Below are 15,385 nucleotides of genomic sequence, written 5' to 3' on the forward strand. Positions count from 1 at the left end.
TCTACCCATCGTGGTTTTAAGCGAAATTCGGTTAACTCTGATTTTGCCGCGGATTGGCTGGAAAAACAGCACCTAACACGCTGGCTTCACGCGCGCCGGTCACGGAGGGGAGGTTCCCAGGCAGTCCCGCCACCGTCCGCCACGCCAGCCAGGCAAAGGCCAGGGCTTCCATATCATCGCCGCTGATCCCGGCCCGATCGGTGGTTGTTACTTCTGTACCCGGCAGCAGACCGGCCAAACGCGCCATCAGCAACGGGTTACGGCCGCCGCCACCGCACACCAGCAGACGATCGCATCCGCCGCTCAGCAACACCTGTTCCGATACGGAAACGGCTGTAAGCTCTGCCAGCGTGGCCTGAACGTCCTGCGGCGCCAGGCCCGGGAAATTCGCCAGCTGACGTTCCAGCCAGCCGTAATTGAAATACTCGCGGCCGGTGCTTTTTGGTGCCGGGGCGGCAAAATAGGGATCGCACAGCATGCTTTGCAGCAGCGGGATGATGACCTTGCCGCTGCAGGCCCACTGGGCGTCTTTATCGTAAGGTTTGCCCGCCTGGCGCCAGATCCAGGCGTCCATCAGCATATTTCCCGGCCCGGTGTCGAATCCACGTACCGGCTGCCCGGGGATTAATAAGGAAAGATTAGCAATACCGCCAATGTTGAGTACCATGCGGCGCTCCGTCGGGTGCGCAAGCAGCGCATGGTGGAAGGCCGGAACCAGCGGCGCGCCCTGCCCGCCGAGCGCCATATCCCGGCGGCGGAAATCCCCCACCACCGTCACCCCGGTTTTGGCTACAATCTGGTTATTATCGCCAATCTGCAAGGTATGAGGCGCCTCTCCGACCGGCTCATGCCAGACCGTCTGGCCGTGACAGCCTATCGCCACCACATCCTGAGGGCGCAAATCCTCCTGGTTCATCAAGGCCAGCACGGCATCGCCGAACAGACGTCCCAGTTGCGTATCCAGTTGTCCCAGCTGCGACAGCGTTAGCTGTTGGCCCTGACAGATATTCAGGATCGCTTGTTTAATTTCCTGGGGAATGGGCCAGCTAAGGCTTGCCTGCTGCGCCACCATATTCTCATCGATTGCCGCGAGAACGACATCCACACCATCCAGACTGGTTCCTGACATTACGCCAATATAGCGACCCGATTTCATGAGTTTTCCTTACTTCGCTGGGTTGATGGCCCACTCCACCATAAACCCGGCACCAATTCCATGACCGGATAATACTTTTTAACAATACCTTCAGGTTAGGAGCATTCCAGGAATTATCCTTACCGGATATGGGGTGAAGTCAACGCCCGTTTATATCTGGTTAAGTCAGAATCAAGTACTATTCTCCTATTGTTTAGGCGAAGATAGGAACTATGGCCCCAGATGCCATATAATTTAGCCATAACGGATGCTCACAGAGCGTTTTTTGGTGAACAGGAGATTCAAATGATTTTACGTGTACTGGCCGTTTCGCTGGTTGGATTCACTCTGGCTGGCTGTGTTAATAACGACTCCCTCTCCGGGGATGTTTACAGTGCGTCTGAGGCGAAGCAGGTACAAAACGTCACCTACGGCACCATTGTGAACACGCGCCCTGTGCAGATTCAGGGTGGAGATGATAATAACGTGATCGGTGCGCTTGGCGGCGCGGTGCTGGGTGGCTTCCTCGGTAACACCGTGGGTGGCGGTACAGGCCGTTCTCTGGCGACTGCAGCAGGTGCTGTTGCCGGTGGTGTGGCCGGTCAGGGCGTTCAGGGATCAATGAACAAAACCCAGGGCGTCGAGCTTGAAATCCGCAAAGACGACGGCAACACCATTATGGTGGTGCAGAAACAGGGCAACACCCGTTTTGCCGCAGGCCAACGCGTCGTGCTGGCAAGCAATGGTAGCCAGGTTACCGTTTCTCCGCGTTAAGAACAATGTGGGCGTGGCCTTCCGGCCACGTCCCTTTACACTCTACAACATTACCGTGAATATATTTACAAAATACATTCATCACAAATATATTTAATATCCGCTTAACTTGTCCCTGCGCAAAGTATTTCCCCCTGCGCTCATGAGACCATTCGCAAATCCTCTCTCTGTGCTTTTTACTTTAAAACGATGCCTATGGTTGCGATGAGTCGAAATATAAAAAACAGTTATGTTCAGTTCTTTCTTGGATGCATTATTATCATTGGGATTGCAAACTTTCTCTTTGTTGGGCTTGAAGAAAAGGTTTCATCATTCTCACCGCTTTTATTCCCCATGCTGACCATATTTTTACTGGTCTTTCACCTGGTTATTGCCTGTTTCATGGTGATGAAATACTGGTGCGACAGAAAACGCTTATATCTGATGGCGTTCGCCTTCGCCTATACCGGCTCCGCTATGCTGATGGCGGGGACGCTGTCCAGCTACCCGGCCTGGCTGGATCTACACCAGTACAACGTTGTGAATTACAATGATGCGATGATCTTCTTTACGTTTCGTCATTTGTTAATGTCAATTCTGTTTATCACTTCAGCGCTGCTGTACGCTATTCGTAATAAACCGCTGTCGCGAAGGTTTCATTTCTCGCTTCTTTTCGGCGCCTCTCTTTTTACCGTCGTGATAGTAATGTTAGCCTGGATATATTCCAGCTATTCGCCTTTGTTAACATTAGATTTGGTCGATAATGAAACCCGGCATTACATGCTGCTGTGGAAAAAGGCGATAAGCGTCGCCTTAATTGTATTCTGGGTTGTTACATTAGCTACGCTGATGATTATTACCCGCGTGCGCAATATGTTTTGGGTCGGTGGGAATTTTATTTGCGTCTGTTATATTGTGACCCTGGCTATGCTCTTTTTAGGCGACCAGGCAGAAGATATCACCTGGTATCGTGCCCGTTTATTTGAAACGGTCGCCACTGTGCTGATTATTTTCATCCTGCTGTATGACGTCTTTAATCTGTATCGCGCTTCGCATCTGAAGTATCAACAGTCTTACCAGAACTCGATACGCGATCCCCTGACTCGCCTCTACAATCGAAGCTATTTTTACGACGCGTTAAACCAATCGCTGCGCACCGCAAATGAGCGAGAGCCGGTCTCGGTTATCGTGAGCGATCTCGATCGTTTTAAGCGTATCAACGACAACTACGGGCATCTTCAGGGCGACAAGGTGTTGCAGTTTGTCTCCCGACTACTGATGGATTCAGTACGGCCTCAGGACATCGCAGCGCGTATAGGCGGTGAAGAGTTTGTTTTACTGTTAAACCAGACCTCTTCCGAGGCCGCCCTTCAGATTGCAGAGCGGATAAGGTTAAAATTGAGCAGCGTTGACAGCGCCAGTTCCGGGGGACAACTTCCCGAACCCATCACCATCAGTATGGGCGTATTTACCGCCACGTCGACCAATACCAGCGCGGAAACCTGCGTAGAATGCGCAGATAAGGCGATGTACGAGGCGAAAGAGACCGGGCGTAACCGGGTAGTAGTATTTCGGTAAAGAAAAAGCCTTGCATCAGCAAGGCTTTTTTAAAGGTTAGTCACGGGATTGCAGCTCATGGATATTGCTTTCCAGCCGGGCGACCAGCGAGATGAGCAGCTCGAGTTCTGCGGGGCTTATCCCGGAGAGGATCTCACCACGCGTTTTGCTGATCACGGCTTCCATCTCAGTGATGATAGGCGTGGCTTTCTCGGTAAGCCTAATCCGCTTGGCACGACGATCGCTGGCGCAAGTCTGACGCGAGATCAGACCCTTATCTTCCAGTTGATCGAGCGTACGTACCAGAGACGGCTGCTCGATGCCAATCGCTTTTGCCAGTTGGATCTGTGACTGGTCGGGCGGCAGCTGATGAATATTATGCAGCGTGACCCAATGCGTCTGTGTCAACTCCAGAGGTTTCAGGCGATGGTCAATCAGAGCACGCCATATGCGTACTAACCTTGCCAGATCAGAACCTAGTGGCGATTCCAATTTCATCTCCTTATAATTAGCTTGCTAAGTTATTATACTGATTTTAGAATAGTGTGCAGCATTTATATTGCCAAAACAAATGCAATACTGGTCTAAAAGTTGATGGCCGTCTGTTTTACACTGCGTAGAGACGCCCACGGGTGTCATGCGACTGCTATTATGGTCACTTCCCCTTTTGCTAAGGAACCGGCTCGTGAATTTCACGTTTAACGCCACGGGGTTACCGCTTCAGGATTTAATTGTCGGCGCCTCGGTTTACTTTCCTCCCCTCTTTAAGGCGGTAATGCTGGGTTTTCTGATCTGGCTTGTCACCCACCGTATGCTGCGCGACTGGATCTATTCCGGTGAGATCTGGCACCCAATGTTAATGGATCTTTCGCTGTTTGTGCTGGCGGTGTGCCTGAGTCTGGCTCTGTTGATTGCATGGTGACGATACTGTGAAAACCATAAAATATTTCTCTTCATTACTTGTTCTGGCCCTGGCCCTGATCGCAGGCTGGTGGTTATGGAATTATTATATGCAGTCACCCTGGACCCGTGACGGCAAGGTGCGCGCCGAGCAGGTCAGCATCACGCCGCAGGTGTCCGGCACCATCACTCACTTGCAGATTAAAGACAACCAGTTTGTCCACGCGGGCGACGTGCTGTTTCATATTGATGAGACCCCTTATCACATCGCGATCCTCAATGCCGAAGCACAGCTGGCGAAATCCCAGTCCGACCTCGCGAAGGCGAATAACGAAGCCAACCGCCGCCGCCATCTGTCAAAGAATTATATCTCCGCCGAAGAGCTTGATACCGCCAACATCAACGTCAAAGCGATGCAGGCCAGCGTTGCCGTCGCCGAAGCCACGCTCAAGCAGGCCCAGTGGCAACTCACTCAGACGGTGGTTAAAGCCCCGGTTGATGGCTGGGTCACTAACCTTTCCACCCGGTCTGGTGATTACGCTACAACTGGCCAGCCGGTCTTCGCCCTGGTCGATAGCCATTCGTTTTACGTGGTGGGCTATTTTGAAGAAACCAAATTGCGACACATCCGCGAGGGTGCCCCGGCGCAAATCGTCCTCTACAGCGGCTCGACGCGATTACAGGGGCATGTGTCCAGTATCGGTCGCGCTATCTATGATCAAAGCGTAGAAACTGATTCAGGGCTGGTGCCTGACGTTAAGCCTAATATCCCCTGGGTGCGGCTGGCGCAGCGCATTCCGGTACGCATCGCCTTTGACGCGTTGCCGACGGATCTGACCCTGGTCTCCGGCACCACCTGCACCGTCTCTATCGGAAGCGCCCGGTGAATTTGCGCAACCTTCCGTGGCTCAGGGCAACCCCAGCGCAGTGGCGCTATGCCCTGCGCAACGGGATTGCGATGTGTCTGGCGCTTACCGTCGCTTACTGCCTCAACCTGGACGAACCCTACTGGGCAATGACCTCGGCAGCGGTGGTTAGCTTCCCCACCGTCGGAGGGGTGATCAGTAAAAGTCTGGGCCGTGTCGCGGGCAGCCTGCTGGGGGCCACCGCGGCGCTGATCATTGCCGGTCACACCCTGAACGATCCGTGGCTGTTTCTGTTGAGCATGGCGGCCTGGCTCGGGTTCTGTACCTGGGCCTGCGCCCATTTCAGCAATAACGTCGCCTACGCCTTCCAACTGGCCGGATATACCGCGGCAATCATCGCCTTCCCGGTGATCAATATTCTGGACATCACTCAGCTGTGGGATATTGCCCAGGCGCGGGTGTGCGAGGTCATTATCGGCATCCTGAGCGGTGGGGTGATGATGATGATCCTGCCCAGCACCTCCGACGGCACTGCCCTTATCAACGCCCTGAAAGCAATGCACGCCCGACTGCTGGAACACGCCAGCCTGTTGTGGCAGCCCGACACCAACGACGCCATTCGCCTGGCGCATGAGAAAGTCATCGCCCAGATCCTGACCATGAACCTGCTGCGCATTCAGGCTTTCTGGAGCCACTACCGCTTTCGTCGTCAGAATGCCCTGCTGAATTATCTGCTCCACCAGCAGCTGCGGATGACCAGCGCCATCTCCAGCCTGCGCCGCATGCTGTTGAACTGGCCCAACCCGCCAGCGCAGACCCGGGAGATCATCAAGCAACTGCTCGCTGCCCTCGCACGGCCCGACACAAATTTCTATACCGTGGCCCGCATCATCGCGCCGCTCAATCCGGGTGCTGACGGCGACTACCGTCATCGCGCCGTCTGGCAGCGGCTGCGCTATTTTTGTCGCCTGTACCTGCGCAGCAGCCGCTGGATAGCCGCTGTCGAAAACGCCACCCCGGTCACTGTGTTCGCCGTCCCGCGCAGCCCTGCTTTGGCACGGCATACGGATAATCTGGAGGCATTGTGGAGCGGCTTTCGCACCTTTTGCGCTCTCAGCCTGGTGGGCGCCTGGACCATCGCCGCCCAGTGGGATGCCGGAGGGGCAGCCCTGACGCTGGCAGCGATCAGCAGTGTGCTTTACTCGGTGGCGGCTTCGCCCTTCAATTCGCTGGCCCTACTGTTACGCACCCTGATCCTGCTTTCGCTGTTTAGCTTTGTGGTCAAATTTGGCCTGATGGTGCAGATCTCCGACCTGTGGCTGTTCCTGCTGTTCCTGTTCCCGCTGCTGACCACCATGCAACTGCTGAAGCAGCAAATGCCTGCCCTGGCCGGCCTGTGGGGGCAACTCATCGTGTTTATGGGCTCGTTTATTTCGGTGACAAACCCGCCGGTGTATGACTTTGCCGATTTCCTTAATGACGATCTGGCAAAAATTCTTGGCGTAGGACTGACGTGGCTGGCCTTTGCAGTGCTACGCCCGGGATCGGATGCACGGAAAAGCCGCCGTCATATCCGGGAGCTGCGGCGGGGATTTGTTGATCAGCTCAGCCGCAAGCCGCAGCTGAGTGAAAATGGTTATGAGTCGCTGGTGTATCACCATGTGAGTCAGCTCAACAGCAGTCAGGATGCCCTGTCGCGCCGCTGGCTGTTACGCTGGGGGGTGGTGCTGCTCAACTGCAGTCATGTGGTGTGGCAGCTAAGGGACTGGGAGACCCGCGCGGACCCGCTGGCCCGGGTGCGGGATGTCGCCGTGTCGCTACTGCGCGATATCATGAGCGAGCGCGGGGTGCAGCAGCGTCCGCTGGCCTCTGCTCTCGATGAACTACAGCGTATCTGCGACGTGCTTGGGCATCATCCACATCCGGCCGGGCAGGAGCTGGCAGCACTGATCTGGCGTCTGCACTGCTCGCTATCCCAGCTGGAACAGGCGCCCGCTCCGGGCACCTTAAGCGATCAGATAACGCCGCAGGCGTAACGCGCCCCGCCACCGCCGAGTGGTTTAGGGTGATCGGACATGTTGTCGCCGCCAACGTGGATCATCAGCGCTTTACCTTTAACTTCATCAAGCTTTTTAAGGCGCGGCGCGACCACAGGATCGGTGGCCTTCCCGTCGTTGTTCACGACCAGCGCGGGCAGATCGCCCAGGTGGCCCATGCCCTCTGGCCCTTCATGTTTGCCGGTATTCTGTGGATCGAGGTGTCCGCCCGCAGCCTCAGCGGCGGAAGGTTTACCCTCTTTCATTGCCGGTTCGCAGGAGCCTTTGGCGTGGACGTGATAACCGTGTTCGCCCGGTGGAAGGGCGTTGAGATCGGGGGAGAACTCCAGTCCTTTATCCGTTTCGGTAATTTTTACCGTCCCAATGGACTGGCCTATCCCTTGCGGGGTGACGAGGTTCATCTTTACTTCTTCACTGGCAGCCTGCGCACCTGCGCAAACCACCAGTGTCAGCATTGCCAGAGTAAAACGCTTCATATGACCTCCTTCGGTTATTTTTTGCCCCTTAAGTTTATACCAGGGGCAAGGATTTCACCGGGAAATCAGACGAATACGGCATTACGGCATTACGGCACGTCGTAGCCCAGCGCAGCTTTACGGATGCGGAACCACTGCTGGCGCGTCATTGCCAGCTGTTCTGCCGCCAGCGCCGAACGCACGCGCTCGATTTTACCGGAACCGATAATTGGCAGCGGCTGCGATGGCAGACGTAAAATCCAGGCGTATACCACCTGCTCGATGGTTTCGGCATTCAACTCCTGCGCCACCTGGGCGAGTTCATCGCGCAGCGGCTGGAAGGCTTCGTCGTTAAACAGGCGTCCGCCGCCGAGGCAGGACCAGGCCATCGGACGGATCCGCAGCTGCTGGAGCTGATCGAGGGTGCCGTCCAGCAGCAGTGGCTGGTGAACCGGTGAAATTTCGACCTGATTGGTCGCCAGGGTGAACGGCAGACGCGACTGCAGCAGGGCAAACTGCGCCGGGGTAAAGTTCGACACGCCGAAATGACGCACCTTGCCGCTCTGATGCAGGGCGAGGAAGGCTTCAGCCACTTCGTCGGCATCCATCAGCGGATCCGGGCGATGGATCAACAGCAGGTCAAGATAGTCGGTCGCCAGGTTGGTGAGGGACTGTTCCGCACTGCTGATGATATGGTCGCGGTCGGTAATATAGTGGCCAAGCGCATGTTCTGCTTTGGCAGTGGTGGCAATGCCGCATTTGGTGACGATCTCCATCCGCTGACGCAGCGCGGGTGAGCGCTTCAACGCTTCCCCGAAGGCCGCTTCACACTGGTAGCCGCCGTAAATATCGGCGTGGTCGACGGTGGTGACCCCCAGATCAAGATGTTCTTCAATAAAGCTGACCAGCTGTTGGGCGGACATATTCCAGTCCATCAGACGCCAGTAACCCATCACAAAACGGGAAAACTCCGGGCCTTGCGGCGCGAGGGTAATACGCTGAACCATAGCAATTTCCTTAAAAAAAGTCTGGGGGGAGTATACGCATTTACGAGGCTAAAACAGTGAGGGTTGCTGCGGTTCTTCGGTATCGGGGGCTTTGTTTGCGCGCAATTTGCGCAAAAGGCGCTGACGGCACAGGCGCAGGACCTCCTGCTTCTGGGCATCACTGAAGCTTTGCCAGTTAAAACGCTCCTCCCGGCTGCGCATACAGCCGCGACAGAAACCCCGCTCGTCAGACTGGCAAATCCCCCGGCATGGGCTCTGGACAGGAAAGAACTCCAGTTGTTCAGCCACACGACCCTCCCGAAACCCTTGAATACCCTAAAGTGAAGACCTTAAGCCGGGGTTACGCAAGGCGTCAATCATAGAATTGTGGCATTAAGGTTTCACTAATCTTCGCTTCTTATAATCGCCTCATCAATACATTCTGGTTTAACGATGATGCTGACCATAAAAAAGTTACAGTGTAACGACATAAAGTTTACGTTGGGTTGTGCGCTCTTATTTACGCTGTTAAACGCCCTGTTTATTCATCGCAGCTGGCAGGTGATCTCCCCCGCCCGGCTGCATGACGTGCTCTTCGCCCTCTCGGTGCCGCTGGTGCTCTTCTGCGGCTGGGTGATTGTATTCAGCATCCTGAATATCCCCCTCATCCGCAAACCGCTGCTGGTGCTGTTGACCCTGGGCTGCGCGGCGGCAACCTGGTTTATGTTTACCTACGGGGCGGTGATTGACCAGAACATGATGGTCAACGTCTTTGAGACCAACTCTCAGGAGGCCGCGGCGCTGGTGACCCCGCAACTGGTGGTGTGGCTGGTTGTCGCCGGACTGCTGCCCGCCAGCCTGCTGGCGATGATTCGCATCCGGCCGGGTAAATGGTGGCATACGCTGTTAATACGCCTCGCGGCAATGCTCGCCAGTGCAGTGGTGATTGTTCTGGTAGCGGCGGTCTTTTATAAGGACTATGCCTCGCTGTTTCGCAATAACAAAGGCATCGTCAAAATGGTGACACCGGCTAACTACGTCAGCGCTATCGCCAAATACAGCAAGGCGCGCTGGTTCGCCGGCGATCAGACCTTGATCCGTCTCGGTGAAGATGCCCGAAAAGGTCCGGTACTGCTGGCGCAGCAGAAAAAGACCGTACTGGTGCTGGTTGTCGGGGAAGCCTCCCGGGCGGAAAATTACTCCCTGAACGGCTACGATCGCGAGACCAACCCCGAGCTTAAAAAACAGAATGTGATTAACTTCCCGCAGGCCTCCTCCTGCGGAACCGAAACCGCCGTCTCCGTCCCATGTATGTTCTCCGGGATGCCCCGGAAAAAATACGATGCCGATCTTGCGCACCATCAGGAAGGATTGATGGATGTGCTGGGCCACGCTGGCGTTAATCTGCTGTGGCGGGATAACGACGGTGGATGTAAAGGCGCCTGCAACCGCATTCCGCACACCGACATGACCCAGTGGAAGCTGCAGCAGTTCTGTAAGGACAACTCTTGTATTGATGACGTGAATCTCTGGCGCCTGGATGACATGCTGGATGGTGTGAAACAGGATACGGTGCTGGTGATCCACCTGATGGGCAGCCACGGCCCGGCCTACTATCAGCGTTACCCGGCCCAGTACCGTCACTTTACTCCGACCTGCGACACCAATGAGATCCAGGACTGCACGCATCAGGCGCTGATGAATACCTACGACAATACCATTCTGTATACCGACAGCGTGGTGAGTAAAACTATTGATGCCCTGAAGGCGCGGCAATCGACGCTCAACACGGCACTGGTGTATCTCTCCGATCACGGGGAATCGCTGGGGGAAAACGGCCTGTACCTGCACGGCACGCCTTACATGCTGGCTCCTGAGCAGCAGACACATATTCCGTTTATATTCTGGCTTTCAAAGGACTACCAACAGAACTTCGGCGTTGACGCGCAGTGTCTGCGCGACCAGGCGGCGAAAGAAGCGGTGTCGCAGGACAACCTCTTCTCCACGGTGCTGGGGATGATGAACATTCGGACGTCGGTTTATCAGCCGCAAATGGATCTGCTCACCCACTGCCGTCGAACCTAAGACTTGCATTAGACCGATTGGTCTATTACATTGATGACATGAATAAGCATACTGAACACGATACACGCGAACACCTTCTGGCCACCGGCGAGCAACTTTGTATGCACCGCGGGTTTACCGGAATGGGGCTGAGCGAACTGCTGAAAACCGCTGACGTGCCGAAGGGGTCGTTTTATCACTACTTCCGCTCCAAAGAGGCGTTTGGCGTGGCACTGCTGGAGCGCCACTATGCGGGCTATCACCAGCGACTGGCCACGCACTTTGCCAGCGGCAACGGCAATTACCGCGATCGTGTTCTGGCTTATTACCAGCAGACGCTGACCCAGTTTTGTGCCCAGGGCATTATCAGCGGCTGTCTGACGGTGAAACTTTCTGCCGAAGTGTGCGATCTCTCTGAAGATATGCGCACCGCGATGGATAAAGGGGCCACGGGTGTGATCACCCTGCTGGCACAGGCGCTGGCGAAAGGCCGTGATGAAAAATCACTGGCCTTCGTCGGTGAGCCGCTGACCCAGGCGCAGGTGCTCTACTCCCTGTGGCTGGGCGCTAACCTGCAGGCCAAAATGTCCCGCAGCGCGCTGCCGCTGGAGAGCGCGCTGGACCATGTTAAAAATATCATTGCGACGCCTGGTGCATAACAGGCGTTTTTATTTCACGATTTACTAGACGACCGGTCTACTCAGGAGCCACTATGTCAGCCGAAAAATTATTCACCCCGCTTAACGTGGGCGCGATCGTTGCACCAAACCGTGTCTTCATGGCGCCTCTTACCCGTCTGCGCAGCATTGAGCCGGGCGATATCCCGACGCCGCTGATGGGCGAATACTATCGCCAGCGCGTCAGCGCGGGTCTGATCATCTCGGAAGCTACCCAGATCTCCGCCCAGGCCAAAGGCTATGCTGGCGCACCTGGCCTGCACAGCCCGGAGCAGATCGCAGCGTGGAAGAAAATCACCGACGGCGTGCATGCCGAAGGCGGTCGCATCGCAGTGCAGCTGTGGCACACTGGCCGCATCTCTCACAGCAGCATCCAGCCTGACGGCCAGGCACCGGTTTCAGCCTCTGCCCTCAACGCAGGAACCCGTACCTCCCTGCGCGATGAAAACGGTCATGCCATTCGCGTCGACACCACCACGCCGCGCGCGCTGGAGCTGGACGAGATCCCGGGCATCGTCAACGATTTCCGTCAGGCTGTCGCCAACGCCCGTGAAGCTGGTTTCGACATGGTTGAGCTGCACGGTGCCCACGGCTATCTGTTGCACCAGTTCCTGTCTCCGTCCTCTAACCAGCGTACCGATCAGTACGGCGGCAGCGTAGAGAACCGCGCTCGTCTGGTGCTGGAAGTGATTGATGCCGTATCCAAAGAGTGGAGCGCCGATCGCATCGGGATCCGCGTCTCGCCAATCGGTTCCTTCCAGAATGTCGATAACGGCCCGAACGAAGAAGCCGACGCACTGTACCTGATTAAAGAGCTGGCTAAACGCGGCATTGCGTACCTGCACATGTCCGAGCCTGACTGGGCCGGTGGTGAGCCTTACACCGACGCGTTCCGCCAGAAAGTGCGGGACGTGTTCCCGGGTGTGATCATCGGTGCAGGCGCTTATACGCCAGAAAAAGCAGAAGACCTGATCAACAAAGGGCTGATTGATGCGGTGGCCTTTGGCCGCGCCTATATCGCTAACCCGGACCTGGTCGCGCGCCTGGAGCGCAAAGCCGAGCTGAACCCGCAGCGCCCGGAGAGCTTCTACGGCGGCGGCGCTGAAGGTTATACCGACTACCCTTCTTTATAATCCCTTCATTGATAGCGGCGACCTTTCGCCGCTATACTAAAACATCGTTTCTGTTCAAGATGATAAAAAGCTAAGAGGATAATATGCGCCTACTTCACACCATGCTGCGCGTTGGCGATCTGCAACGTTCCATCGAGTTCTACACTAACGTGCTGGGCATGACCCTGCTGCGTACCAGCGAAAACCCGGAGTACAAATACTCCCTGGCGTTTGTCGGTTATGGCCCGGAGAGCGACGAAGCCGTTATTGAACTCACCTATAACTGGGGTGTTGAGCAGTACGAGCTGGGCACCGCCTACGGTCATATCGCGCTGGAAGTGGATAACGCGGCAGAAGCTTGCGAGCGTATCCGCAGCAACGGCGGCAACGTGACTCGCGAAGCGGGTCCGGTTAAAGGCGGCACCACGGTGATCGCTTTTGTCGAAGATCCAGACGGTTATAAAATCGAACTGATCGAAGCCAAAGACGCGGGCCGCGGTCTGGGCAACTGATCCTTGAGGGCGCGCCATGCGCCCTTTGTTTTACTGCATCTCACTGCAAAATTTGCCATAATGCGCACTGCTTTTTTCCCCTTGTAAGAGATCCAGATGTCCGATAACGCTCAACTTACCGGTCTGTGCGACCGTTTTCGTGGTTTTTATCCTGTAGTCATTGATGTCGAAACCGCTGGATTTAACGCCAAAACCGATGCGCTACTGGAAATTGCCGCCATCACGTTGAAAATGGATGAACAGGGCGATTTGTTGCCGGACTCCACGCTGCATTTTCACGTTGAACCTTTTGAAGGGGCGAACCTGCAGCCAGAGGCGCTGGCGTTTAACGGCATTGACCCGCATAACCCGTTGCGCGGGGCGGTCAGTGAATATGAGGCGCTGCATGCCATTTTCAAAATGGTGCGCAAGGGCATGAAAGAACAGAACTGTAACCGCGCGATTATGGTGGCGCACAACGCAACCTTCGATCACAGCTTTATGATGGCCGCCGCGGAGCGCGCCTCACTGAAGCGAAACCCGTTCCATCCGTTTGTGACCTTCGATACCGCCGCGTTAAGCGGGCTGGCACTGGGGCAAACCGTGCTGTCGAAAGCCTGCATCACTGCCGGCATTGAGTTTGACGGTACCCAGGCGCACTCTGCCCTCTACGATACCGAGCGCACAACGGAACTGTTTTGTGAAATCGTAAACCGCTGGAAACGCCTCGGTGGCTGGCCGCTGCCGGAAGCCGATAACGACGCATAAAAAAAGCGACCTTCTGGTCGCTTTTTATTTACCTGGCCCGGTGGATCACTCGGCGCCTGGCTCTTCAGATTTGTATTTCGCAGCTGTCTCTTTGATCAGCTGTTGCAGTTCACCGCGTTGATACATCTCAATCAGGATGTCGCAGCCGCCTACCAGTTCGCCATCAACCCACAGCTGCGGGAAGGTCGGCCAGTTAGCGTATTTTGGCAGCTCAGCGCGGATATCCGGGTTCTGCAGAATATCAACGTAAGCAAAACGCTCGCCACAGGCAGAAAGCGCCTGGACCGCCTGAGCGGAGAAACCACAGCTTGGCAGTTTCGGAGAACCTTTCATATACAGCAGGATCGGGTTTTCAGCAATCTGCTGCTGAATTTTTTCAATAGTAGTGCTCATGTTTTGCTTCCTTAAACTTCTGTTACGGCAATCGTCTGACATTGTAGCGTTTCAGACCGACAACGGAAAATAACATTTTTGTCACTTATATGATTTTACCGCGCGTCCCTTAAAGTTGCATTCAGAAACGACCTTATCGCGCGATTACCTGCGGTTTTGTTCAGCTAATACACAAAATGCCCAGGTGAAAGAGTGATATTTTTGCGCTAGCTAACGAAACGTGGTTTTAGATGCAAAAAGTTTATTAACGTCGGGCCTTTTTATAGATTAGAATCGACGAGTTTTGTAAATCATACGCAGGTTTATTTATAACCTGCTATTACCAGGGGATTGCCCAGTGGCGCGAATAAATACATTCTCGATCACGCTCTGTGCCTTGCTGTTTACGTCTCTCACCTGCACACCGATGGCTAACGCCTCAGAGCAGGCGCGGCCTTCTGCCGCGCATAAAACGCATCTGGCAAAAGCAACCGAACCCAAGAAAAAAAGCAGTACCAGCAAAACCACAAAAAAAGAGAGCACCAGTAAAAAAAGCAGCACTAAAAAAAGCCTCGCTAAAACGCAGTCAACAAATTCCAGCAAAAAAAGCCGAACCTCCTCACGCAGTGCCAGCCGAACCACGCAAACCGCCTCCCGCGTTGTGACAGAAAAATGCACCACCCGTAAAGGGCGCAAAACGCACTGCGTGAAAACCAGTAAAACGACCACCCTTGCCGAGGCGCATAAAGTCCGGGTGCAAAAAGCCCAGAAAACGGCAATGAATAAACTGATGGGCCAGATTGGTAAACCTTATCGCTGGGGTGGCTCGTCGCCGCGTACCGGCTTCGACTGCAGCGGCCTGGTTTATTACGCCTATAAAGATCTGGTTAAATTCCGCATTCCACGTACCGCTAACGAAATGTACCACCTGCGTGACGCCTCACCGGTCGATCGCGGTGAGCTGGAGAGCGGTGACCTGGTGTTCTTCCGCACCCAGGGTCGGGGTACGGCGGATCATGTCGGCGTCTACGTCGGCAATGGCAAATTTATTCAGTCGCCACGCACCGGCCAGGACATCCAGATTACTTCCCTCAGCGAAGACTACTGGCAGCGTCATTACGTCGGCGCGCGTCGCGTAATGAAGGCCAACACCCTCCGTTAATCCCCTGCCCCGCCAGTACGCTGGCGGGGT

The 15,385-nt window shown here is 55.3% G+C and carries 17 protein-coding genes; 11 read left to right on the forward strand and 6 right to left on the reverse strand.

All coding sequences use genetic code 11. The features are described 5' to 3' along the window. Nucleotides 1–31: 31 nt before the first annotated feature. Nucleotides 32–1,156, reverse strand: coding sequence for an anhydro-N-acetylmuramic acid kinase (anmK, locus tag C3F35_RS01550; protein ID WP_032617837.1), 1,125 nt, complete (start codon nt 1,154–1,156; stop codon nt 32–34). 285 nt (nt 1,157–1,441) lie between these two features. Between anmK and slyB the strand changes: the two genes are divergently transcribed. Next, a complete protein-coding gene (slyB, locus tag C3F35_RS01555) occupies nt 1,442–1,909 on the forward strand; it encodes an outer membrane lipoprotein SlyB (RefSeq protein WP_032617836.1) in 468 nt (155 codons plus the stop codon). A gap of 195 nt (nt 1,910–2,104) precedes the next feature. Then, on the forward strand, nt 2,105–3,466 hold the full coding sequence (locus tag C3F35_RS01560; RefSeq protein WP_103793192.1) for a sensor domain-containing diguanylate cyclase: 1,362 nt from the start codon (nt 2,105–2,107) through the stop codon (nt 3,464–3,466). Between the two features lie 36 nt (nt 3,467–3,502). On the opposite strand, the gene slyA is transcribed toward C3F35_RS01560, so the two are convergent. Further along, entirely contained in the window at nt 3,503–3,943 is a 441-nt protein-coding gene (slyA, locus tag C3F35_RS01565) for a transcriptional regulator SlyA (protein WP_032617834.1), read from the reverse strand. A gap of 187 nt (nt 3,944–4,130) precedes the next feature. Between slyA and C3F35_RS01570 the strand changes: the two genes are divergently transcribed. Genes C3F35_RS01570 through C3F35_RS01580 form a run of 3 tightly spaced genes read left to right on the forward strand, consistent with a single transcriptional unit; the run spans nt 4,131 to nt 7,247 of the window. After that, nucleotides 4,131–4,367: a DUF1656 domain-containing protein gene (locus tag C3F35_RS01570; protein WP_032617833.1), complete on the forward strand. Its 237-nt coding sequence runs from the start codon at nt 4,131–4,133 to the stop codon at nt 4,365–4,367. A gap of 7 nt (nt 4,368–4,374) precedes the next feature. Next, on the forward strand, nt 4,375–5,232 hold the full coding sequence (locus C3F35_RS01575; RefSeq protein WP_032617848.1) for an efflux RND transporter periplasmic adaptor subunit: 858 nt from the start codon (nt 4,375–4,377) through the stop codon (nt 5,230–5,232). Beyond that, a complete protein-coding gene (locus tag C3F35_RS01580; RefSeq protein ID WP_103793191.1) occupies nt 5,229–7,247 on the forward strand; it encodes an FUSC family protein in 2,019 nt (672 codons plus the stop codon). The genes C3F35_RS01575 and C3F35_RS01580 overlap by 4 nt, the downstream gene beginning before the upstream one ends. On the opposite strand, the gene sodC is transcribed toward C3F35_RS01580, so the two are convergent. The 3 genes from sodC to C3F35_RS01595 form a co-directional block, all read right to left on the reverse strand. Then, nucleotides 7,226–7,744 (reverse strand): superoxide dismutase [Cu-Zn] SodC, encoded by a 519-nt coding sequence (gene sodC / locus C3F35_RS01585; protein ID WP_032617817.1) that lies wholly within the window; start codon nt 7,742–7,744, stop codon nt 7,226–7,228. The genes C3F35_RS01580 and sodC overlap by 22 nt on opposite strands. Before the next feature lie 89 nt (nt 7,745–7,833). Then, nucleotides 7,834–8,730, reverse strand: coding sequence for an aldo/keto reductase (locus tag C3F35_RS01590; protein WP_059308113.1), 897 nt, complete (start codon nt 8,728–8,730; stop codon nt 7,834–7,836). A gap of 48 nt (nt 8,731–8,778) precedes the next feature. Continuing rightward, complete coding sequence (locus C3F35_RS01595; protein ID WP_032617815.1) at nt 8,779–9,018, reverse strand: DUF1289 domain-containing protein; 240 nt, start codon at nt 9,016–9,018, stop codon at nt 8,779–8,781. Nucleotides 9,019–9,165: 147 nt separating this feature from the next. On the opposite strand from C3F35_RS01595, the gene eptA reads away from it, so the two are divergent. The 5 genes from eptA (at nt 9,166) to rnt (ending at nt 13,821) form a co-directional block, all read left to right on the forward strand. Beyond that, the gene (gene eptA, locus C3F35_RS01600) at nt 9,166–10,794 is read left to right on the forward strand and encodes a phosphoethanolamine transferase EptA (RefSeq protein ID WP_103793237.1); all 1,629 of its coding nucleotides are present in this window, start codon (nt 9,166–9,168) and stop codon (nt 10,792–10,794) included. 38 nt (nt 10,795–10,832) lie between these two features. Next, nucleotides 10,833–11,432 carry a TetR/AcrR family transcriptional regulator gene (locus C3F35_RS01605; RefSeq protein WP_059308115.1) on the forward strand — a complete coding sequence of 200 codons (600 nt, stop codon included), beginning with the start codon at nt 10,833–10,835 and terminating at the stop codon, nt 11,430–11,432. A 53-nt stretch (nt 11,433–11,485) separates the two neighbouring features. Next, the gene (locus tag C3F35_RS01610; protein ID WP_077226656.1) at nt 11,486–12,583 is read left to right on the forward strand and encodes an alkene reductase; all 1,098 of its coding nucleotides are present in this window, start codon (nt 11,486–11,488) and stop codon (nt 12,581–12,583) included. 83 nt (nt 12,584–12,666) lie between these two features. Further along, nucleotides 12,667–13,074 carry a lactoylglutathione lyase gene (gloA, locus tag C3F35_RS01615; protein WP_032617812.1) on the forward strand — a complete coding sequence of 136 codons (408 nt, stop codon included), beginning with the start codon at nt 12,667–12,669 and terminating at the stop codon, nt 13,072–13,074. Nucleotides 13,075–13,170: 96 nt separating this feature from the next. Continuing rightward, the gene (rnt, locus tag C3F35_RS01620; protein ID WP_032617811.1) at nt 13,171–13,821 is read left to right on the forward strand and encodes a ribonuclease T; all 651 of its coding nucleotides are present in this window, start codon (nt 13,171–13,173) and stop codon (nt 13,819–13,821) included. Between the two features lie 45 nt (nt 13,822–13,866). On the opposite strand, the gene grxD is transcribed toward rnt, so the two are convergent. Beyond that, a complete protein-coding gene (gene grxD / locus C3F35_RS01625) occupies nt 13,867–14,214 on the reverse strand; it encodes a monothiol glutaredoxin 4 (protein ID WP_032617810.1) in 348 nt (115 codons plus the stop codon). Nucleotides 14,215–14,551: 337 nt separating this feature from the next. Between grxD and C3F35_RS01630 the strand changes: the two genes are divergently transcribed. Next, nucleotides 14,552–15,355: a C40 family peptidase gene (locus C3F35_RS01630; RefSeq protein ID WP_032617809.1), complete on the forward strand. Its 804-nt coding sequence runs from the start codon at nt 14,552–14,554 to the stop codon at nt 15,353–15,355. Nucleotides 15,356–15,385: the final 30 nt, after the last annotated feature.

The organism is Leclercia sp. LSNIH3, from assembly GCF_002935105.1.
Lineage (GTDB): Bacteria > Pseudomonadota > Gammaproteobacteria > Enterobacterales > Enterobacteriaceae > Enterobacter > Enterobacter adecarboxylatus.

Excerpts from the sequence above, each read along its gene's own strand:
- anmK (WP_032617837.1), bottom strand. The coding sequence starts at position 1,156 with ATGAAATCGGGTCGCTATATTGGCGTAATGTCAGGAACCAGTCTGGAT.
- slyB (WP_032617836.1), top strand. The coding sequence starts at position 1,442 with ATGATTTTACGTGTACTGGCCGTTTCGCTGGTTGGATTCACTCTGGCT.
- C3F35_RS01560 (WP_103793192.1), top strand. The coding sequence starts at position 2,105 with ATGGTTGCGATGAGTCGAAATATAAAAAACAGTTATGTTCAGTTCTTT.
- slyA (WP_032617834.1), bottom strand. The coding sequence starts at position 3,943 with ATGAAATTGGAATCGCCACTAGGTTCTGATCTGGCAAGGTTAGTACGC.
- sodC (WP_032617817.1), bottom strand. The coding sequence starts at position 7,744 with ATGAAGCGTTTTACTCTGGCAATGCTGACACTGGTGGTTTGCGCAGGT.
- C3F35_RS01590 (WP_059308113.1), bottom strand. The coding sequence starts at position 8,730 with ATGGTTCAGCGTATTACCCTCGCGCCGCAAGGCCCGGAGTTTTCCCGT.
- eptA (WP_103793237.1), top strand. The coding sequence starts at position 9,166 with ATGCTGACCATAAAAAAGTTACAGTGTAACGACATAAAGTTTACGTTG.
- C3F35_RS01605 (WP_059308115.1), top strand. The coding sequence starts at position 10,833 with ATGAATAAGCATACTGAACACGATACACGCGAACACCTTCTGGCCACC.
- C3F35_RS01610 (WP_077226656.1), top strand. The coding sequence starts at position 11,486 with ATGTCAGCCGAAAAATTATTCACCCCGCTTAACGTGGGCGCGATCGTT.
- gloA (WP_032617812.1), top strand. The coding sequence starts at position 12,667 with ATGCGCCTACTTCACACCATGCTGCGCGTTGGCGATCTGCAACGTTCC.
- rnt (WP_032617811.1), top strand. The coding sequence starts at position 13,171 with ATGTCCGATAACGCTCAACTTACCGGTCTGTGCGACCGTTTTCGTGGT.
- grxD (WP_032617810.1), bottom strand. The coding sequence starts at position 14,214 with ATGAGCACTACTATTGAAAAAATTCAGCAGCAGATTGCTGAAAACCCG.